This window comes from Candidatus Aenigmatarchaeota archaeon (assembly GCA_016932615.1).
Taxonomy (GTDB): Archaea; Aenigmatarchaeota; Aenigmatarchaeia; order QMZS01; family QMZS01; genus JAFGCN01.
In genome coordinates this window covers 1-13024 of record JAFGCN010000025.1, presented here as the reverse complement: position 1 = coordinate 13024, position 13024 = coordinate 1, and the positions used below count along the sequence as shown (strand labels likewise).

General features: G+C 45.8%; 22 protein-coding genes. 13 read left to right on the top strand and 9 right to left on the bottom strand.

Annotated features, from left to right (window positions below; all coding sequences use genetic code 11):
• The first annotated feature begins 22 nt into the window (after positions 1-22).
• The 5 genes from JW727_05735 (at position 23) to JW727_05715 (ending at position 2493) form a co-directional block, all read left to right on the top strand.
• Positions 23-319: a hypothetical protein gene (locus tag JW727_05735; protein MBN2095525.1), complete on the top strand. Its 297-nt coding sequence runs from the start codon at positions 23-25 to the stop codon at positions 317-319.
• 83 nt (positions 320-402) lie between these two features.
• Positions 403-666 (top strand): hypothetical protein, encoded by a 264-nt coding sequence (locus JW727_05730; protein ID MBN2095524.1) that lies wholly within the window; start codon positions 403-405, stop codon positions 664-666.
• Positions 667-744: 78 nt separating this feature from the next.
• Positions 745-1437 carry a hypothetical protein gene (locus tag JW727_05725; GenBank protein ID MBN2095523.1) on the top strand — a complete coding sequence of 231 codons (693 nt, stop codon included), beginning with the start codon at positions 745-747 and terminating at the stop codon, positions 1435-1437.
• Between the two features lie 21 nt (positions 1438-1458).
• Positions 1459-1725, top strand: a complete 267-nt coding sequence (locus JW727_05720) for a hypothetical protein (protein MBN2095522.1) — start codon at positions 1459-1461, stop codon at positions 1723-1725.
• A gap of 9 nt (positions 1726-1734) precedes the next feature.
• Positions 1735-2493 (top strand): hypothetical protein, encoded by a 759-nt coding sequence (locus tag JW727_05715; protein MBN2095521.1) that lies wholly within the window; start codon positions 1735-1737, stop codon positions 2491-2493.
• On the opposite strand, the gene JW727_05710 is transcribed toward JW727_05715, so the two are convergent.
• Positions 2465-3025, bottom strand: coding sequence for a 3'-5' exonuclease (locus JW727_05710; GenBank protein MBN2095520.1), 561 nt, complete (start codon positions 3023-3025; stop codon positions 2465-2467). The two genes, JW727_05715 and JW727_05710, sit on opposite strands and share 29 nt — an antisense overlap.
• Positions 3026-3102: 77 nt before the next feature.
• On the opposite strand from JW727_05710, the gene JW727_05705 reads away from it, so the two are divergent.
• Complete coding sequence (locus tag JW727_05705) at positions 3103-3753, top strand: hypothetical protein (protein ID MBN2095519.1); 651 nt, start codon at positions 3103-3105, stop codon at positions 3751-3753.
• Between the two features lie 30 nt (positions 3754-3783).
• The gene (locus JW727_05700; protein MBN2095518.1) at positions 3784-4611 is read left to right on the top strand and encodes a protein translocase subunit SecF; all 828 of its coding nucleotides are present in this window, start codon (positions 3784-3786) and stop codon (positions 4609-4611) included.
• A 30-nt stretch (positions 4612-4641) separates the two neighbouring features.
• Here the strand turns inward: JW727_05700 and JW727_05695 are convergent, their stop codons facing one another.
• Positions 4642-4941 carry a hypothetical protein gene (locus JW727_05695; protein ID MBN2095517.1) on the bottom strand — a complete coding sequence of 100 codons (300 nt, stop codon included), beginning with the start codon at positions 4939-4941 and terminating at the stop codon, positions 4642-4644.
• Positions 4942-4963: 22 nt separating this feature from the next.
• Positions 4964-5476: an NUDIX domain-containing protein gene (locus JW727_05690; GenBank protein MBN2095516.1), complete on the bottom strand. Its 513-nt coding sequence runs from the start codon at positions 5474-5476 to the stop codon at positions 4964-4966.
• Between the two features lie 51 nt (positions 5477-5527).
• On the opposite strand from JW727_05690, the gene JW727_05685 reads away from it, so the two are divergent.
• On the top strand, positions 5528-5986 hold the full coding sequence (locus JW727_05685) for a hypothetical protein (GenBank protein MBN2095515.1): 459 nt from the start codon (positions 5528-5530) through the stop codon (positions 5984-5986).
• A 16-nt stretch (positions 5987-6002) separates the two neighbouring features.
• Positions 6003-6563, top strand: a complete 561-nt coding sequence (locus JW727_05680; GenBank protein ID MBN2095514.1) for a methyltransferase domain-containing protein — start codon at positions 6003-6005, stop codon at positions 6561-6563.
• On the opposite strand, the gene JW727_05675 is transcribed toward JW727_05680, so the two are convergent.
• The 3 genes from JW727_05675 to metG are packed head-to-tail and all read right to left on the bottom strand — an operon-like array spanning position 6525 to position 8092.
• A complete protein-coding gene (locus tag JW727_05675) occupies positions 6525-7373 on the bottom strand; it encodes a hypothetical protein (protein ID MBN2095513.1) in 849 nt (282 codons plus the stop codon). The genes JW727_05680 and JW727_05675 overlap by 39 nt on opposite strands.
• Positions 7374-7433: 60 nt before the next feature.
• Positions 7434-7760, bottom strand: coding sequence for a hypothetical protein (locus tag JW727_05670; protein MBN2095512.1), 327 nt, complete (start codon positions 7758-7760; stop codon positions 7434-7436).
• A gap of 5 nt (positions 7761-7765) precedes the next feature.
• On the bottom strand, positions 7766-8092 hold the full coding sequence (gene metG, locus JW727_05665) for a methionine--tRNA ligase subunit beta (GenBank protein MBN2095511.1): 327 nt from the start codon (positions 8090-8092) through the stop codon (positions 7766-7768).
• A gap of 112 nt (positions 8093-8204) precedes the next feature.
• Here metG and JW727_05660 point away from each other — a divergent pair, with 112 nt between their 5' ends.
• The 3 genes from JW727_05660 to JW727_05650 are packed head-to-tail and all read left to right on the top strand — an operon-like array spanning position 8205 to position 9850.
• Positions 8205-8561: a hypothetical protein gene (locus tag JW727_05660; GenBank protein MBN2095510.1), complete on the top strand. Its 357-nt coding sequence runs from the start codon at positions 8205-8207 to the stop codon at positions 8559-8561.
• A gap of 23 nt (positions 8562-8584) precedes the next feature.
• Positions 8585-9223, top strand: coding sequence for an MgtC/SapB family protein (locus JW727_05655; GenBank protein MBN2095509.1), 639 nt, complete (start codon positions 8585-8587; stop codon positions 9221-9223).
• Positions 9224-9283: 60 nt separating this feature from the next.
• The gene (locus JW727_05650) at positions 9284-9850 is read left to right on the top strand and encodes a hypothetical protein (protein MBN2095508.1); all 567 of its coding nucleotides are present in this window, start codon (positions 9284-9286) and stop codon (positions 9848-9850) included.
• A gap of 36 nt (positions 9851-9886) precedes the next feature.
• Here the strand turns inward: JW727_05650 and JW727_05645 are convergent, their stop codons facing one another.
• Together JW727_05645 and JW727_05640 are read right to left on the bottom strand one after the other, a co-directional pair.
• On the bottom strand, positions 9887-10615 hold the full coding sequence (locus JW727_05645; GenBank protein MBN2095507.1) for a class I SAM-dependent methyltransferase: 729 nt from the start codon (positions 10613-10615) through the stop codon (positions 9887-9889).
• A 29-nt stretch (positions 10616-10644) separates the two neighbouring features.
• A complete protein-coding gene (locus tag JW727_05640) occupies positions 10645-11184 on the bottom strand; it encodes a 50S ribosomal protein L16 (GenBank protein ID MBN2095506.1) in 540 nt (179 codons plus the stop codon).
• A 102-nt stretch (positions 11185-11286) separates the two neighbouring features.
• Here JW727_05640 and JW727_05635 point away from each other — a divergent pair, with 102 nt between their 5' ends.
• Complete coding sequence (locus JW727_05635; protein ID MBN2095505.1) at positions 11287-11877, top strand: DJ-1/PfpI family protein; 591 nt, start codon at positions 11287-11289, stop codon at positions 11875-11877.
• Between the two features lie 40 nt (positions 11878-11917).
• Here JW727_05635 and JW727_05630 read toward each other — a convergent pair whose 3' ends face one another.
• Complete coding sequence (locus tag JW727_05630; protein ID MBN2095504.1) at positions 11918-12787, bottom strand: hypothetical protein; 870 nt, start codon at positions 12785-12787, stop codon at positions 11918-11920.
• Positions 12788-13024 lie beyond the last annotated feature (237 nt).

The window sequence follows — 13024 nt, the reverse complement described above, 5'->3', positions numbered from 1 at the left end:
ATAAATAAATTTGTTTTCATTTATGACAGAATCTGATTTGGCATTGGAAAGTTTGGACGGGCGAGATTTTATTCCCTATGAAGACCTTGTTTCAAAATACCTCTCTTTAAGGGAGAAAGAATGTGGGACGAGCTACAAACTCGATCTTCCAGAGGAATCCTATTCGGTGATGCCAATAGCACGAAATGTCGATAGGAAAGAAGCAAGTATATTGGAGACACTCTCTGCTCTAGGCGCAGCAAGATACGATTTAGGTTTTGATACGGCAAGTCATCACCTTGCTGATTCTGCAAACAGACTGGGCTTGAAAATACCCTGAGACTAAGCTTATACTCCTTACAACTCCGCCCTCCAGGCTTTAGAACGGAATATGGGAAGGCGTGCAAGGAGGTTCTTATTCAGATGAATGGTGCAGGACCCGATATTTCTGTTAGGGCCATCGGGAGTTTCAGGACAAATCCTGCTTATCCTTTGGTAATGCCCTCGCTTGACGGCATAGCTGGAGGAAAACACGTTAGGGTATTGGGGAAATTAGAAGTCAATCCTACCATTGACGGGGAAATCCGGAATACTCTACAAGCATTGATGCTAAGCAAAGATGACCTTTATGCTCCACTTAACAACTTGAGGTCAACTATTGGAGCAGCAAAATCCTTTAACTTATAGCTCCCCACCACGGCTGAAAATACAACATTTAAACTCAAAAGTAGTTATATTGTCAAATATTTAAAGAAATCTTAGATTATGGTTGCCGAATCTATTGCGTGTGGGAATCGAAGTTGCATTTACCCGACTTACTGCGAGCCCTATCCAGGCCTTGCTCAAGAATACCAAAATTCGTGTAGCGGACAGGCAAGGATTGATTTGGTAAGACCCGATTATCCCTTGGCAGATATTCCAAGGAAGGTAGACGAAGAAGCAGTTGCGCTTTTTGAAAAGCTTTTGGGGCTCGATGCAACAAAATATTGTACGGGGGTTGATAGTGCCCGGCAGATTTATCTGGGCTACTCTTCAGGGGGTTTCTCTGCCCCATCCATAAGCGACCTTGGAAAGATTGTTAAAGGCGCTCTTTATGGCATTCCTTATTATAATCCCCTCTTTGGATGCCAACTCCAGCTCGCTTGCTCCGAACTCCTGAATGATATGGAAAAGATGCCAAAAGCCGCAGGCACTGCTCTGGAGCTTTTTGGCGCAGACGGATATCGTGGCTTTATCGCGCCCATGCTTAGGGAAGTGGCCGAGGGCAAGGGAAAAATTGATGGCAAAATGCTTCCTCCAGCCAGGAGCAGAAATCTTAAGCCAGTCATACTGGCACTCAACGACTCTGTTTTTCGTGGTTTAATGGATGAAAAAGATTCCCGCGCAAAACTCGTGAGGAACATTTCCCAGGAGATTATTGATTCTCACCCCCTACAACCAACCACAGCAACCAGTTAAAGCTATTTAACATTAGACCTTATGGACATGCCACACATAGAGTATAGCTTTAGGGCGGGAGATGCTTTGGCCAGTACCATTTTTGGAATGGCGCTTTACGCAGCAGCAGCAAACGCCCGAAAGGTTCCCGGCTATATCAGGCAAGCAGTCACTCATGAAAACGAAAGGATGGACCCAGCAGACCCCTACCAGATGCCTCCCTTTCTGAGAAGAAGGGATGGCTACCCAACAGAACTGCCTTCTGCAGGCAGCAGGCGATATACAACTCGTCTATTTAAACACCGCTAAATAGTTAATATGCGAGAGCCATCCAGAACGTGGGAAAAAGTCACAGGCAGGAATTCAGAAACCTACTTTGACGTTACCGGCTTCTGGGAAAATCCTGCTCGCGCAGGCGACCCAGAAGGATTTTACAAAAATTACCACCACACCTGTGCTGAGCGGGGTATCCTTGGAGAGGCTGAAAAGCTGCAGCCAAAGGGAAGTATTCTGCTAAACCCCCACCATTCGACAGGCCTGAATTATGTTCTGTCCGATATGTATGGATTCGCCCAGGCATATTATGAAACTGCGCTTGCCGATTCGAGGCATATCCTGGACATTTTAGACGCAGGAACAGAAGCCATTGGAAGAGAACTTAAAAATCCGGAGGAGGTCTCAATAACTCTTGCCCAAGAAGCATTGGAAGGCAAACTCTTTCCCGAGCACTTTCGGAATTTTTTGGACTCCAAGGAACTGAGTCTTTCCAGGGAAATCGCAAACCTAAATGGCATGGAGATACTCCTCCTGGACCATGGTCTAAGAAAGTCTCCCTTGTTTCCCATCATGTATAGCATAGTTCCCCTTGCGCTTTTCATGCAATCCATTTCCCCGGAGAGGTACAAAACTCCCCATATGTCAAGGAGAATATCTGAAGAAGAACTTAGAGAGGATCCCTTATACAAGAGGGTAAGTAGGGGGGCAAGTGATACACAGTGTTCGGATATGCTTGACCTTTTTGCAGCTGACCTTGAAAAACTTGGGCTGTCTAGGGCGCCATTACTCCAAGTTCCTTAAGCCGGAAAAAGCACCTTGCGCATGCCTCGGCATCCACAAGGGCGTCATGCGCCTCCTCGAAAACATGGCCAAAGAGGTGCTTATGAAGCTCGCAAAGCTTCGGCCACTTGTATCCCTTTCCATTTTCCTTTGGAAGCTTGCAATAATTGACTATTGGCTTTGCCTTCATTGTGCAGACTTCACTGCCCGGCAGGTTTGAAGGAATATTCAGACGCCTGCACTCGGCCCTTATCACGCCAAGGTCAAAGCACAGGTTATGCCCGATAATTATCTTCTGCCTTTCGGAGATGTGGCTGAATTTCCTTAGCGCTTCTCTTAGGGGGATTCCCTCCTTAAGCGCCCTTTCAGTCGATATGCCGTGAATCGCCTCGGCGGCTTTAGGAATCTTGAACCCATTTGGCTTTATAATGTGGCTTTGGAAAGCGACTTCCTCGCCGTCCTCGTCATAGATGAGCCATGCAATCTGGACCATGTGCGGCCAGTGCCCAAACCGGCAAAGGCCAGTAGTTTCCGTGTCCACAAAAAGATACATAAAAAGTGTCCGAAAGACTTTATTAATTGGCAGATTCTAATCACCGTTATCATTTTAAATACCTTTAAGTAGTTTTTATGATAGGGTGGGCTGAAGAGGCAATGGGCTTGAAAATCACAGATACAAAAAAATACCGGGCAGACAAGGGGCCCTATATGTTAACGCAACAAGAATATCTTTCAAATCTTTCCTGCACGGGGGAGGGGGAAGCTTTAGCTATAGCTCAAAGACTGCTCGGTTATGGAGAAGATATGCTTAATAGGTCCTGGCCGGTTTTTGTGGAAAAAGTGGGCTCGGGAGGTTATGACAAAATAGAATATGATGAGATAATTGAACCTGATGGCTTCTTTGTTGAGAGTGCGTTTTATGATAAGTCTGCAAATTTAACGGTTCATGAGGCAATAGAATCAGGAAAACCCTATAAAGACAACCCTCTCATTAAGGACTTCCCTCAATTAGAGTGGGACGCTTTCAAAAACATTCTTTTTCTGGCAAAAGTAGATATCAATTATGCCTTCATGCACCCCATTATGCAAATGCAGCTCGGAAAATTTGACTCCGTCCCTCTTCCAAAAAGAGAAAGCAGAGTAAGGGACAGCCATCACAACATACTGAATGGTGTGTCTAACCAGTCTGCCTACAAAATTGCTTCCCTTTTTTCAGAAATTGCCTCAAAAAGGGCACTTGACTGGCACCGAATAAACAGCCCAGAGCTTTTCAAAAGATAATCCTCTTAAAATATCTTTATTTCCTAATTTATGGACAGACGGCTAATAATCTTGACTCTGGCGTTGCTTGTGATTGCCCTTGCCTTCCTTGTAAACAAGCAGATGACTACGGGCTTTTTTCTGGATAAGGGCGTAGAGCTTCGGGGAGGAAACCTCATAACAGTTACATTTGAAGACGCCAGCTTCAGCCAGGTTGCCCAGATTGCCGACAATCTCAGGAAGGAAAATGTCGTGGCGTACCCAGTCACAACGGCAATCGGAACCCAACTGTCTATTGAAGCCGCCGAAGCCGACCTGGATCCACTTATAGAAACCGTAAACAACACTGCAACTATCAGGGACTATGATGTCAGCAGGATTGACCCAAAAATCAGCGCTTCGGTAATTACCGAGATAATAAAAGGCCTTGTTTTCGCCTTCCTTGCAATGGCTGCAATAATCTTTCTCTTGTTCAGAAACCCCATACCTTCAATTGCAGTGGTCCTTGCAGCTTTTTCAGACCTCGTAATAACATGCTTTATAATGAACCTTGCAGGAATCCAGATGAATATGGCAACCTTCACGGCCCTTCTTATGCTTCTTGGCTACTCTGTTGACACTGACATACTTCTTACCACCCGGACGCTCAAGGAAAGGGGGAACTTCTCACAGAACTATAAAAGTGCCCTGAAGACAGGGCTTACAATGACCGCGGTTTCAACAGTTGCGCTTTCAACAGTGATTTTTGTTGCCGGGGCATCCTCGATTTTCGGCCAGCTTGCAATAGTCATAATAATCGGCCTTCTCGTCGACATCCCGAACACCTGGATTCAGAATGCAGTGATTCTAGACTGGTACAAGGATAGGTTTCACAGATAGAGAGATAAAAATTCGCAAAAATAAAGAAGATTACCACTTTCTGCTGGAGCAAAGGTCTAGTTTGCCTTGGGGAATCCAGGTGGAGGTCCCCCCACTGACAACATGGTAATTGGGCTCCAGGTTCCTAGTGCCGTCAAACACGAGACCTTCTATGGTGTAAGGGCCTTTACAAAGTCCCTTTTCGCGTCTATATGTTTCTTCAGGGCAAACCTTCGCTCCTACAGGAAACCTTGCCAGTGCCTCCTGTCCGTCACCCAGATATACTCTCTGGGGGATAACTGGGAGAGAAACGCTGTTTGTCAACATCCTACTTATATTGTCACTTGCCATTATGAAATCTGCCCGGAAATCCTTATATTTGTTTCTGGAGGCACTTTTTAAAGATTTCGAGGAAAAACGGGCTGATTTTTTCGCCTGCATCAATCATCTGCTGAATTTCCCCTATCTTAAAGAACCGCCCTTCCTCTATTTCAGCCCTGTTAAGCTTCAAGGGATCATAAGTAACCAGCCGATAAACGCAGACAAATTCCCTTTTGCCCGTTTCGACCATTATTTTGAACAGAAGTTCCAGGTCCTCCGGCTCCCTTTTGAGCCCAATCTCCTCTTCCATCTCCCTTAGAGCCGCTTCCAGGTAGGTTTCACCTGAGTCTACCCAGCCACTGACAGAATCTGTCCAGTGAAGAGGATAGTGGATTTTATTCCTTGAGCGCTTTTGCAGGAACAGTTCTCCTTTCGGGTTGAAGACAAGAACTACAGCCGCCCGGGTTATTCTCTCTTTACTGGGCTTGTCTGCCTCCCTCCAGGGGATTTTCCCGATTACTTCATCCTTTTCGTTTACAACATCGACAAACTCCGAATCAACCATAATAAGATACTTGGGGACAAGCAACCTTTAAAATTATAGAGTAGTCACTTTATGGTAGGCACATATGATTCAAACAGTCAGGAAATTAGAAGGCAGATTTACAATGTATTAGGCCTGGGGGCTCCTGAAGAGGAAGTAGGCAGGATTCTTAAAAAAGACGTTCTTCTTGGAAACCATCTTGCCATCACCTTCAACTCAGACTCCCTCTTTGGACCCTATCAGCTAGCTTCAGGGCTCATTGTTTATAACCAACTTAACAATGAGATGCCCGCTGACCTTCCTAGTATAACAAAAGACATTAGGCAAAATGTTCTGGAAGAACTAAAAAGGAAGCCAGACTATCAGATTTATACGGATTTTCAAGGTATGTGTGGAACCCATCCTGAAATTGGCACAAGCTTTCGAGGCCTTACCTATGAACTTAAGACTCGCTTCATGGGCGACTGTGTGCCCAAATGCCGGCGTACAGGTCTTGAAATATTCCACATGCTAGAAGAATCCAAAAAATAAAAATCGCAGATTAATTATGGAGCCAGACTTCTTCGAGAAAAAGGCCATGAGAGGACCTCAGGTAATCTTAAAAAAAGACGCTGGGATGATTGCTGCCTACTCGGGGGCAAGCCCTGGCTGGAAGGTTCTGGATGCCGGAAGCGGCTCGGGATTTCTTGCAATATTCCTTGGAAACATCGTCCAGCCCGGAAAAGTGACGACTTACGAGATAAAGGAGGACTTTTTTAACCTGGCAAGCAAAAACATCAAAAGGTCTGGGCTTGAAAATATTGAAATCATAAACAAGGACATTGCAAAAGCGAGAGTAAAGGGAGAGTTTGACCTGATAACGCTCGACCTTAGAAAGCCCGCCCGCCTCGTAAAAAAGCTTGACAAAGTGCTGAAGCCCGGCGGCGTTTTTGTTGTATATTCCCCCAATATAGAACAGATAAAGGACGCCCATGAGGAATTTACAAAGCTCGGCTACCGGATAACAGTGATTGACTGCGAGGTTCGGGAATGGAAAGTCGGGATTTCAACCCACCCAATCCACACAGGGCTAATTCACACCGGCTTCCTGCTTTTCGGGTACAAGTGAAGCATCTGCGTCTTTTCGAGACTTGTAGGACGCAGCAATCTTCCTTGTAAAATTCACTCCCTTTCTCGAAACCCCATAGACTAAACCCAGCACTGCCAAGCCAAACACAATGCCACCCAAGGCCGTCGTGTCGGGAACGTCAATCGGAATGTCTCCAAGCCCGATACCGTCTGCCAATGCATCCAATTTGTCAAGAACGATGCTATACAGGTGCTCTCCAAATTGGCGGTAATCTGAGGTTCTGGATGCCATGCCACCAATATTCTCTGTTAACAGGGCTCCGCCCAAAAAGCCGATTGGCAGGGACTTACGGCTCTTTCCTTCCTGAAGGAGATATATGCCTAACGTAGTTGCCGCAAGATATGGCGCAACGGAAACAAGGCCTTCCTGACCCAAATTCGCAAGCTCATTGAGCCCCGGTGAGAGGTCTGGATAATAGGTAGCGTCCCACCCAGTAAGCCCATTACAGCCCTCCAGATTTGAGCTTTCCGTGAAGGGAGCATAGAGCTCTTTCCAGTATTCCGCGCCAAGGCCTGGCTCAAGAGCAATATAATTTACATCGCCACCTGTAGCTTCAACCGTCAAGGCATGCATCAACTCATGGATGGGCGCTATAACCGGCAACATGCTGTCACGGACAAAAGCGTCATATCCGTAGAGAGATGCCGCGCCAAGAGTAAACTTTCCTGCATCAGGCCCAGGGAAAAGCCCCGAATAGCTCTTAAAATCCTCGACCATCGCACCATAGGTGCCATCATAGGCCTTTTTAATGATACTTTCCCCACCAAGTCCAGCTTTTTCTGCAACCATTACTATAATTGTTGCTATCTATATGTAGTTTATTTCATACAAATTCTAAGAAATAGAAATTCAGGATTCAGGAAATGCCCCCGGATTTTGCCTCAAATATTTTATTCCATGCCTTATTTGAGGGGTGAGTTCGTACCTTTTATGTCCACGCTCACCAGAAATCTCAATATTACCTATATTTGACTGGTTTGCCATCCAGACCTTACTTACATTAGTGCCATCTAAGCATCTATCCAGTTCTGGCAAAGAAACCGCTTTTCCCAAATCATACATCTTTTCAAGAACTTGTCTAGCGCCAGAATGACCCAGCACCTGGTAGCAGGGCAATTCCCAAAACTCTTGCCCTTCCGGTTCAGCCAATCCGCAAAGCCCTTGTTCTTCAGCCATTTTATTCACCCCACAACGGCCCCGACTTCAACCTCCTTTTCAGGAGTAAGAAGGGTGGGCGACTGCATTCCAGCAACCAGAATCATGCCCTCGCTTTCGAGTCCCCGGAGCTTCCTTGGCTCAAGATTGACCAAAAACGGGCACTCTTTTCCTACAAGCTCTTCTGGCTTAAAATATGGGGCAAGTCCGGCCACAATCTGCCTTTTTTCAGAGGCAAAGTCCACCTCCAGCTTAAGGAGCTTGTCTGCGCCTTCAACCTTCTCTGCAGTAAGGATTTTGCCGATTCTTATGTCAAGCTTCTCGAAATCCGGGAATTTGATGATTTCTTTCATATTTTTTGCATAATTGGCTAAGCCAGAAAACTATATATTTTCTTGATATTTTACAGGCAAATGACTAACTTTAAATTATGTTGTATATAAAGGTATTTATGTTTGTTTATATATGAAAGAGAAAATTCTAGGAGGGGTACGTAGAGGAGGCAGCATTCTGAATGAAACATTTAACCCCATTCATAATGCAAGGGCGATTGGTCTTGTTTATGACCAGTCATTTGATGGGTGGCATCGGGAGGGGGAAACCACTTACAAAGCTATAAATAGAAACAGCGGACCTGGAATACTCAACAAATATTTTATTAGTCCGGTTAAAGGTTTCTATGACGAGGCGAGTCAACTTCCAACTCAGGGTATTAACCTAGTGTATGGGTTCTATGATAGGATTATTGGAGGCAGTAAAACCGAAGAAAAAAGGCTAAGACCTGGCAAAAAACTCCTGATGAAGTTCATAATCTGCGGATAGTTTTTCTATATTTTCATTAATTTATGGAAACCCTGGTAGTCCTGTGGCGTTTCATTCTTACCTTCCTCCTGTCTTTTGCCTTTGGGCTCGAGCGTCAGACTTCGCACAAGCCCATCGGATTTGGCACTTTTACCTTTGTCGCCGCCGGCTCCTGCGGCCTTGCAATTCTATCAACTTTAGTTCCTTCAGACAACCCTTTCACGCTTTTAGGCGCAATAATCACCGGAATTGGTTTTCTTGGTGCAGGGGCAATGGTAAAGGCAGGCGACAGAATTACAGGTGCCACGACTGCCGCAGGCATCTGGATAATGGCAATTTTTGGAATGTTCATGGGGCTTGGTTATTACACTCTTGCCCTCCTTGCATACACTTTTGTCTGGACGGTTGTCTTTTATGACCGTTTTCTTGAAAGCCGCGGAATTGGAAATTACAGGAGCCGTATTGTCCTGACGTCTTCCCGGCTGCTTAACGAAAAGGAAGTGGAAGATGCTATAGGCGCCAGAATATACCGGCTGGATGAAATTGGCCTTGACTCAAAAGGCAAATGTTTTGTTCAGTCATACTTCGTTGAAGGCAGAAAGTCAACCCTGAGGAGAATTCCTGAGAAGATTAAGGGAAAGGAGTGGTTGGTTTCGGCAAAACTGGAGGTATATGGCCGATAGAATATCCGCACTAAAAAACCTTTAAATAGTAGAATATGTACTTATATTTGGGTGAATTAAATGCCAGAATCCGTAGGTAAGGGCATAGAGGCCATATTGGAAAAGGAATCTAAAAGTGAGGGAGTAATCCACAACTTTCTTAAGGGAAAATACCTTGGAGATGAGGACATTCTTAAGAAATACCTGGAGATTGCATATTCCCGGCTAAAGGCCCTTGAAAATTCTGAATCCTCGAAAAATTACCCCGAAACTTATGAAGGAAGCATACTGATGATGGAGTGTGGTGATTGTGACCCAAACTCAGTGAAGTATATTATCTTTGACTCTGGGGAAAAGGTGCCCATGATTCTTTACGAAGACAGCTTAAGCAATTATCTAGGCAAGCATGTAAAAATAACCTTGAACCTGACAGGGCCCGGCGGGAGGATATATAAAGAGACCATAGAAGAGGTGGGGGCGCCTGAAGAGAAGAAAATGCACGCTACATCCATCAGCATACCCTATTTTAACTATCTGCAACTCCTGGAGGATGATTTCAAAAAGAAGGCAATAGCTGAAGCAATAGGAGCTGACCGGGTGGGATTCCAGAAATTCAAGGAAGAACTATACAAAATTAACTCCATATAGCAGGCATAACTGATTGGTTCTGATCAATGAAACTCCTTAAAGTTTCCTTGCAAAAACCTCATGGCGATATGCTGGAACTTCGCCACAGAGAAACATACCCTGGGCTAGGCCCGGATATGCTGCACTTAACTCAATTGTGTCTCTTTTGTCAATCTCAAAACCCGCGGTTTTAAGCGCAGCGTCTATCTCACTTTCGGTGTAAAATGAAGTCTGTGCCAGAAGATAGTCCAGTTTTTCCTGAGTAACACCTTTAGGCCCAAATTTTGGGTTGGTGAGGAGATAATCGCGAAAACCCGTCCCAAGAGCAGACACGAAAATCTGCCCTCCTGGCTTGCAAACACGGTTCAACTCAAGAAGCATTCTGTCTGCCTCTTCTCTAGGCAAGGCATAAAGAACATTGCAGCAGGTTATTGCGTCATACTTGCCCGACTTTTCTTCGCCAAGGTCTCTGGCATCAGCAACATAAAGCTCTACATTGTTAAGCCCAATTTCCCCCACCTGGTTTCTAGCAACCTCTATGAACTTCGGGCAGGGGTCCACCCCAATCACCCGGCCTTCTTTTCCCGCCGCCCAGGAAAGAATTGGCAAACCAGTGCCAGCCCCGCACCCTGCGTCAAGCACCATATTGCCCGGCAGAATCATTTCTCTGGCATGCACATAATCTGGAGCGTATAGGTAAGAAGCCCGCTCCAGATACCCCTCACTCATGAAAAAACCTACAGACAAGTCCTGCTCAGCTGGAGTTTCAGAGATAGTTTTTACCATAAAGTAACTGCATCACAGTTTAAATCCGCCTAATCCTTAACCATTTCAAGAGTCAACTCCTCTGCGACAAGGGAGTATTCTCCAGGCATCTTTGCCTTCGCCCTCCTGAACGCCTCCTTTACGACCGTTCCGTTCTTCTTGTTTGTCCTGAGCTCAAACAAGACCTCACCCGGCTTTAGCATAACTGCGCTTCCGCACGGCTTTCCAAATGCCCTCCTCATACCAGAGAAGAAACGGTCAGCGCCAGCTACTGCTGCCTGCTTGTGCTCCCTTAAGACCTGAAACGGGTATTTTCTGAGAACCAGGTAAAACTCCTGCTTGATGTTCTTTTGAAGGTAGTTTGACATAGCAATCCTTGCAGACTCAAGGGCAGCATCTCTTACCTGAATGTCAGAGTCGGACACAATCCTGAAAACATGGTCATAAGTCAGCCTCTGGCCAGTCCTGAACCTCTTGAGCTTAAGAGCGGGTACACCCCTTACATAACCCTTTTTAGGCCTCTTTTTGGACTGCCTTGTCCATGACCTCTTCTTAACCCGATAACACCTTGCCGGTCTGAGTTTTGCCATAATATAGCAAAGTTTTTAATTTATGAACACCTGAGCCCTGGCGTATAACGCCCTTGTTCAGCAAACGTAGCCATCATTATTAGTAGTCTCACTTCATAAGTTATGCAAAAAGGATTATTTGGCCGACTCTTCAGGAAAAAATCCGCTTCAGCCACACAGGAAGAAGCACCCGCCCCCAGTAAGGGAAAAAAGGCGCTTATGGTAATTGCTCCCATAAACTTCAGGGACGAGGAATGCTTTGAAACCAAGGAAGAGCTTGAAAATGCAGGCATTGAGGTAACAATTGCCTCGACAGTTCCCGGGAACAAAATAGGGATGCTTGGGGGAACTGCAAAAGCAGATATAGCGCTGGACGACGCAAAAATAGAGGACTACGACGCGCTTATCTTTGTCGGCGGCTCAGGCGCCCAGATTTACTTTCACGACGAAAACGCCCAGAAAATGGTCCAGGCCGCTTATGACTCAGGCAAGGTTATTGCCGCAATCTGCATTGCCCCAGTGCTATTTGCGAAAACCGGCATTATGGACGGCAAAAAAGCAACCGTTTGGGAGGATGAAAGCAACCTGGCAGTGCTAAAAGACAGCCGCGCGATGTACACGGGAAAGCCCGTGGAAGTTGACAGAAAAATTGTGACCGCTAACGGCCCAAAAGCCGCGAGGGAATTTGGGAAGGCAATAGCTGCACTGCTTTGAATAAGCTGAATATTGTTTCTGGGGTCGCTAAAGCAAAAAGTTAGCCACGGTCTGCAGACGCTGATTCATCTTTGTCATTTTTTGGGTGATTTCTGAAATAGGGTCCAAGAATCTCTTTTGAATACCCATGTTTCTCGAAATCACTGAGTTGGGGAAATATATCTTCGGGTCTTGGAAGAATATTTTGGGGACCGAATTCAGCCATTACATATTTTTTTAGTGCGGGGTCGGCATTTTCGTATGTCAGCCCTATGTCTGCAAGTTCTATCATCCCTTTGTCTGCCCGCCCGTTTCCAATAGCAATTATTGTGCTATAGCCAATGTCTCTTACTTTTTGAGCTTCATTTCTTTTTCCATCAGAATCCGCCAGAAGGCCCTTGCTTGGAACGCCTATTGGCGCCCCATACCTGTCAAGAAGGGTGCATGTTTCCTCGTCCCAGCCGATGATTTTTCCCGCTTCTATCAGGAAAGTGTTTGCCGCAACTCCGGCAAACTTTCCCTCCAGGCCTTGCTCCTCATACAAGCTTTCAAGGGCATTTCTGGGGTATCCCGTGCTGATCAAGTAAGTATCCGCAGTTGTTTGCCGTAAAAACTCCGCACTTCCTTCAACGGGTCTTTTTGCATAATCTTTTGCCAGAGCTTTGGCGTCAGCTTCACTTGGCCGGAAATGTTTGAGAACATACCCGTATGCCTCAAGCAAGGGCTTTTCGTAATTGTTGGGAAGAACTCTTGGCGCAATCCGGATTATTGCTTCCAGAACAGCCCCTCCAATTGCCCATTTAGGACGGTGAATCGGCGAGGCCTTTGCCAGATTCAGGTAGCCGTATTCGGTCAGGAATGTTTTTTTGTCCTCCAGGATTGGTCCCTCTACATCAAATAGGATTGCAACATCACTTTCTTTCTCAAACATAGTTATCACAATTATATAGTTATTTACAGAACTAATTTTTTAAAAACGCTCCAGAATTCTCCTAATCCGTGAGGTATGTCAAGCCCAAACAGAAGCTGCCCATCAACCCACCCTCAATGGCGCGACCGAAAGGCAGGCCATATAGATAGCCAAGCCCAAACCCAATTGCCCCAGCCCCGCAGGCAAGCATTGTCTTTTTCACAAGTTCCGGAAAGCCCGTCCCTGAGAATCTCTCCC

Bases quoted from the DNA above. Each gene is read 5' to 3' on its own strand.
- JW727_05735 (MBN2095525.1), top strand. From the start codon at position 23: ATGACAGAATCTGATTTGGCATTGGAAAGTTTGGACGGGCGAGATTTT.
- JW727_05730 (MBN2095524.1), top strand. From the start codon at position 403: ATGAATGGTGCAGGACCCGATATTTCTGTTAGGGCCATCGGGAGTTTC.
- JW727_05725 (MBN2095523.1), top strand. From the start codon at position 745: ATGGTTGCCGAATCTATTGCGTGTGGGAATCGAAGTTGCATTTACCCG.
- JW727_05720 (MBN2095522.1), top strand. From the start codon at position 1,459: ATGGACATGCCACACATAGAGTATAGCTTTAGGGCGGGAGATGCTTTG.
- JW727_05715 (MBN2095521.1), top strand. From the start codon at position 1,735: ATGCGAGAGCCATCCAGAACGTGGGAAAAAGTCACAGGCAGGAATTCA.
- JW727_05710 (MBN2095520.1), bottom strand. From the start codon at position 3,025: ATGTATCTTTTTGTGGACACGGAAACTACTGGCCTTTGCCGGTTTGGG.
- JW727_05705 (MBN2095519.1), top strand. From the start codon at position 3,103: ATGATAGGGTGGGCTGAAGAGGCAATGGGCTTGAAAATCACAGATACA.
- JW727_05700 (MBN2095518.1), top strand. From the start codon at position 3,784: ATGGACAGACGGCTAATAATCTTGACTCTGGCGTTGCTTGTGATTGCC.
- JW727_05695 (MBN2095517.1), bottom strand. From the start codon at position 4,941: ATGGCAAGTGACAATATAAGTAGGATGTTGACAAACAGCGTTTCTCTC.
- JW727_05690 (MBN2095516.1), bottom strand. From the start codon at position 5,476: ATGGTTGATTCGGAGTTTGTCGATGTTGTAAACGAAAAGGATGAAGTA.
- JW727_05685 (MBN2095515.1), top strand. From the start codon at position 5,528: ATGGTAGGCACATATGATTCAAACAGTCAGGAAATTAGAAGGCAGATT.
- JW727_05680 (MBN2095514.1), top strand. From the start codon at position 6,003: ATGGAGCCAGACTTCTTCGAGAAAAAGGCCATGAGAGGACCTCAGGTA.
- JW727_05675 (MBN2095513.1), bottom strand. From the start codon at position 7,373: ATGGTTGCAGAAAAAGCTGGACTTGGTGGGGAAAGTATCATTAAAAAG.
- JW727_05670 (MBN2095512.1), bottom strand. From the start codon at position 7,760: ATGGCTGAAGAACAAGGGCTTTGCGGATTGGCTGAACCGGAAGGGCAA.
- metG (MBN2095511.1), bottom strand. From the start codon at position 8,092: ATGAAAGAAATCATCAAATTCCCGGATTTCGAGAAGCTTGACATAAGA.
- JW727_05660 (MBN2095510.1), top strand. From the start codon at position 8,205: ATGAAAGAGAAAATTCTAGGAGGGGTACGTAGAGGAGGCAGCATTCTG.
- JW727_05655 (MBN2095509.1), top strand. From the start codon at position 8,585: ATGGAAACCCTGGTAGTCCTGTGGCGTTTCATTCTTACCTTCCTCCTG.
- JW727_05650 (MBN2095508.1), top strand. From the start codon at position 9,284: ATGCCAGAATCCGTAGGTAAGGGCATAGAGGCCATATTGGAAAAGGAA.
- JW727_05645 (MBN2095507.1), bottom strand. From the start codon at position 10,615: ATGGTAAAAACTATCTCTGAAACTCCAGCTGAGCAGGACTTGTCTGTA.
- JW727_05640 (MBN2095506.1), bottom strand. From the start codon at position 11,184: ATGGCAAAACTCAGACCGGCAAGGTGTTATCGGGTTAAGAAGAGGTCA.
- JW727_05635 (MBN2095505.1), top strand. From the start codon at position 11,287: ATGCAAAAAGGATTATTTGGCCGACTCTTCAGGAAAAAATCCGCTTCA.
- JW727_05630 (MBN2095504.1), bottom strand. From the start codon at position 12,787: ATGTTTGAGAAAGAAAGTGATGTTGCAATCCTATTTGATGTAGAGGGA.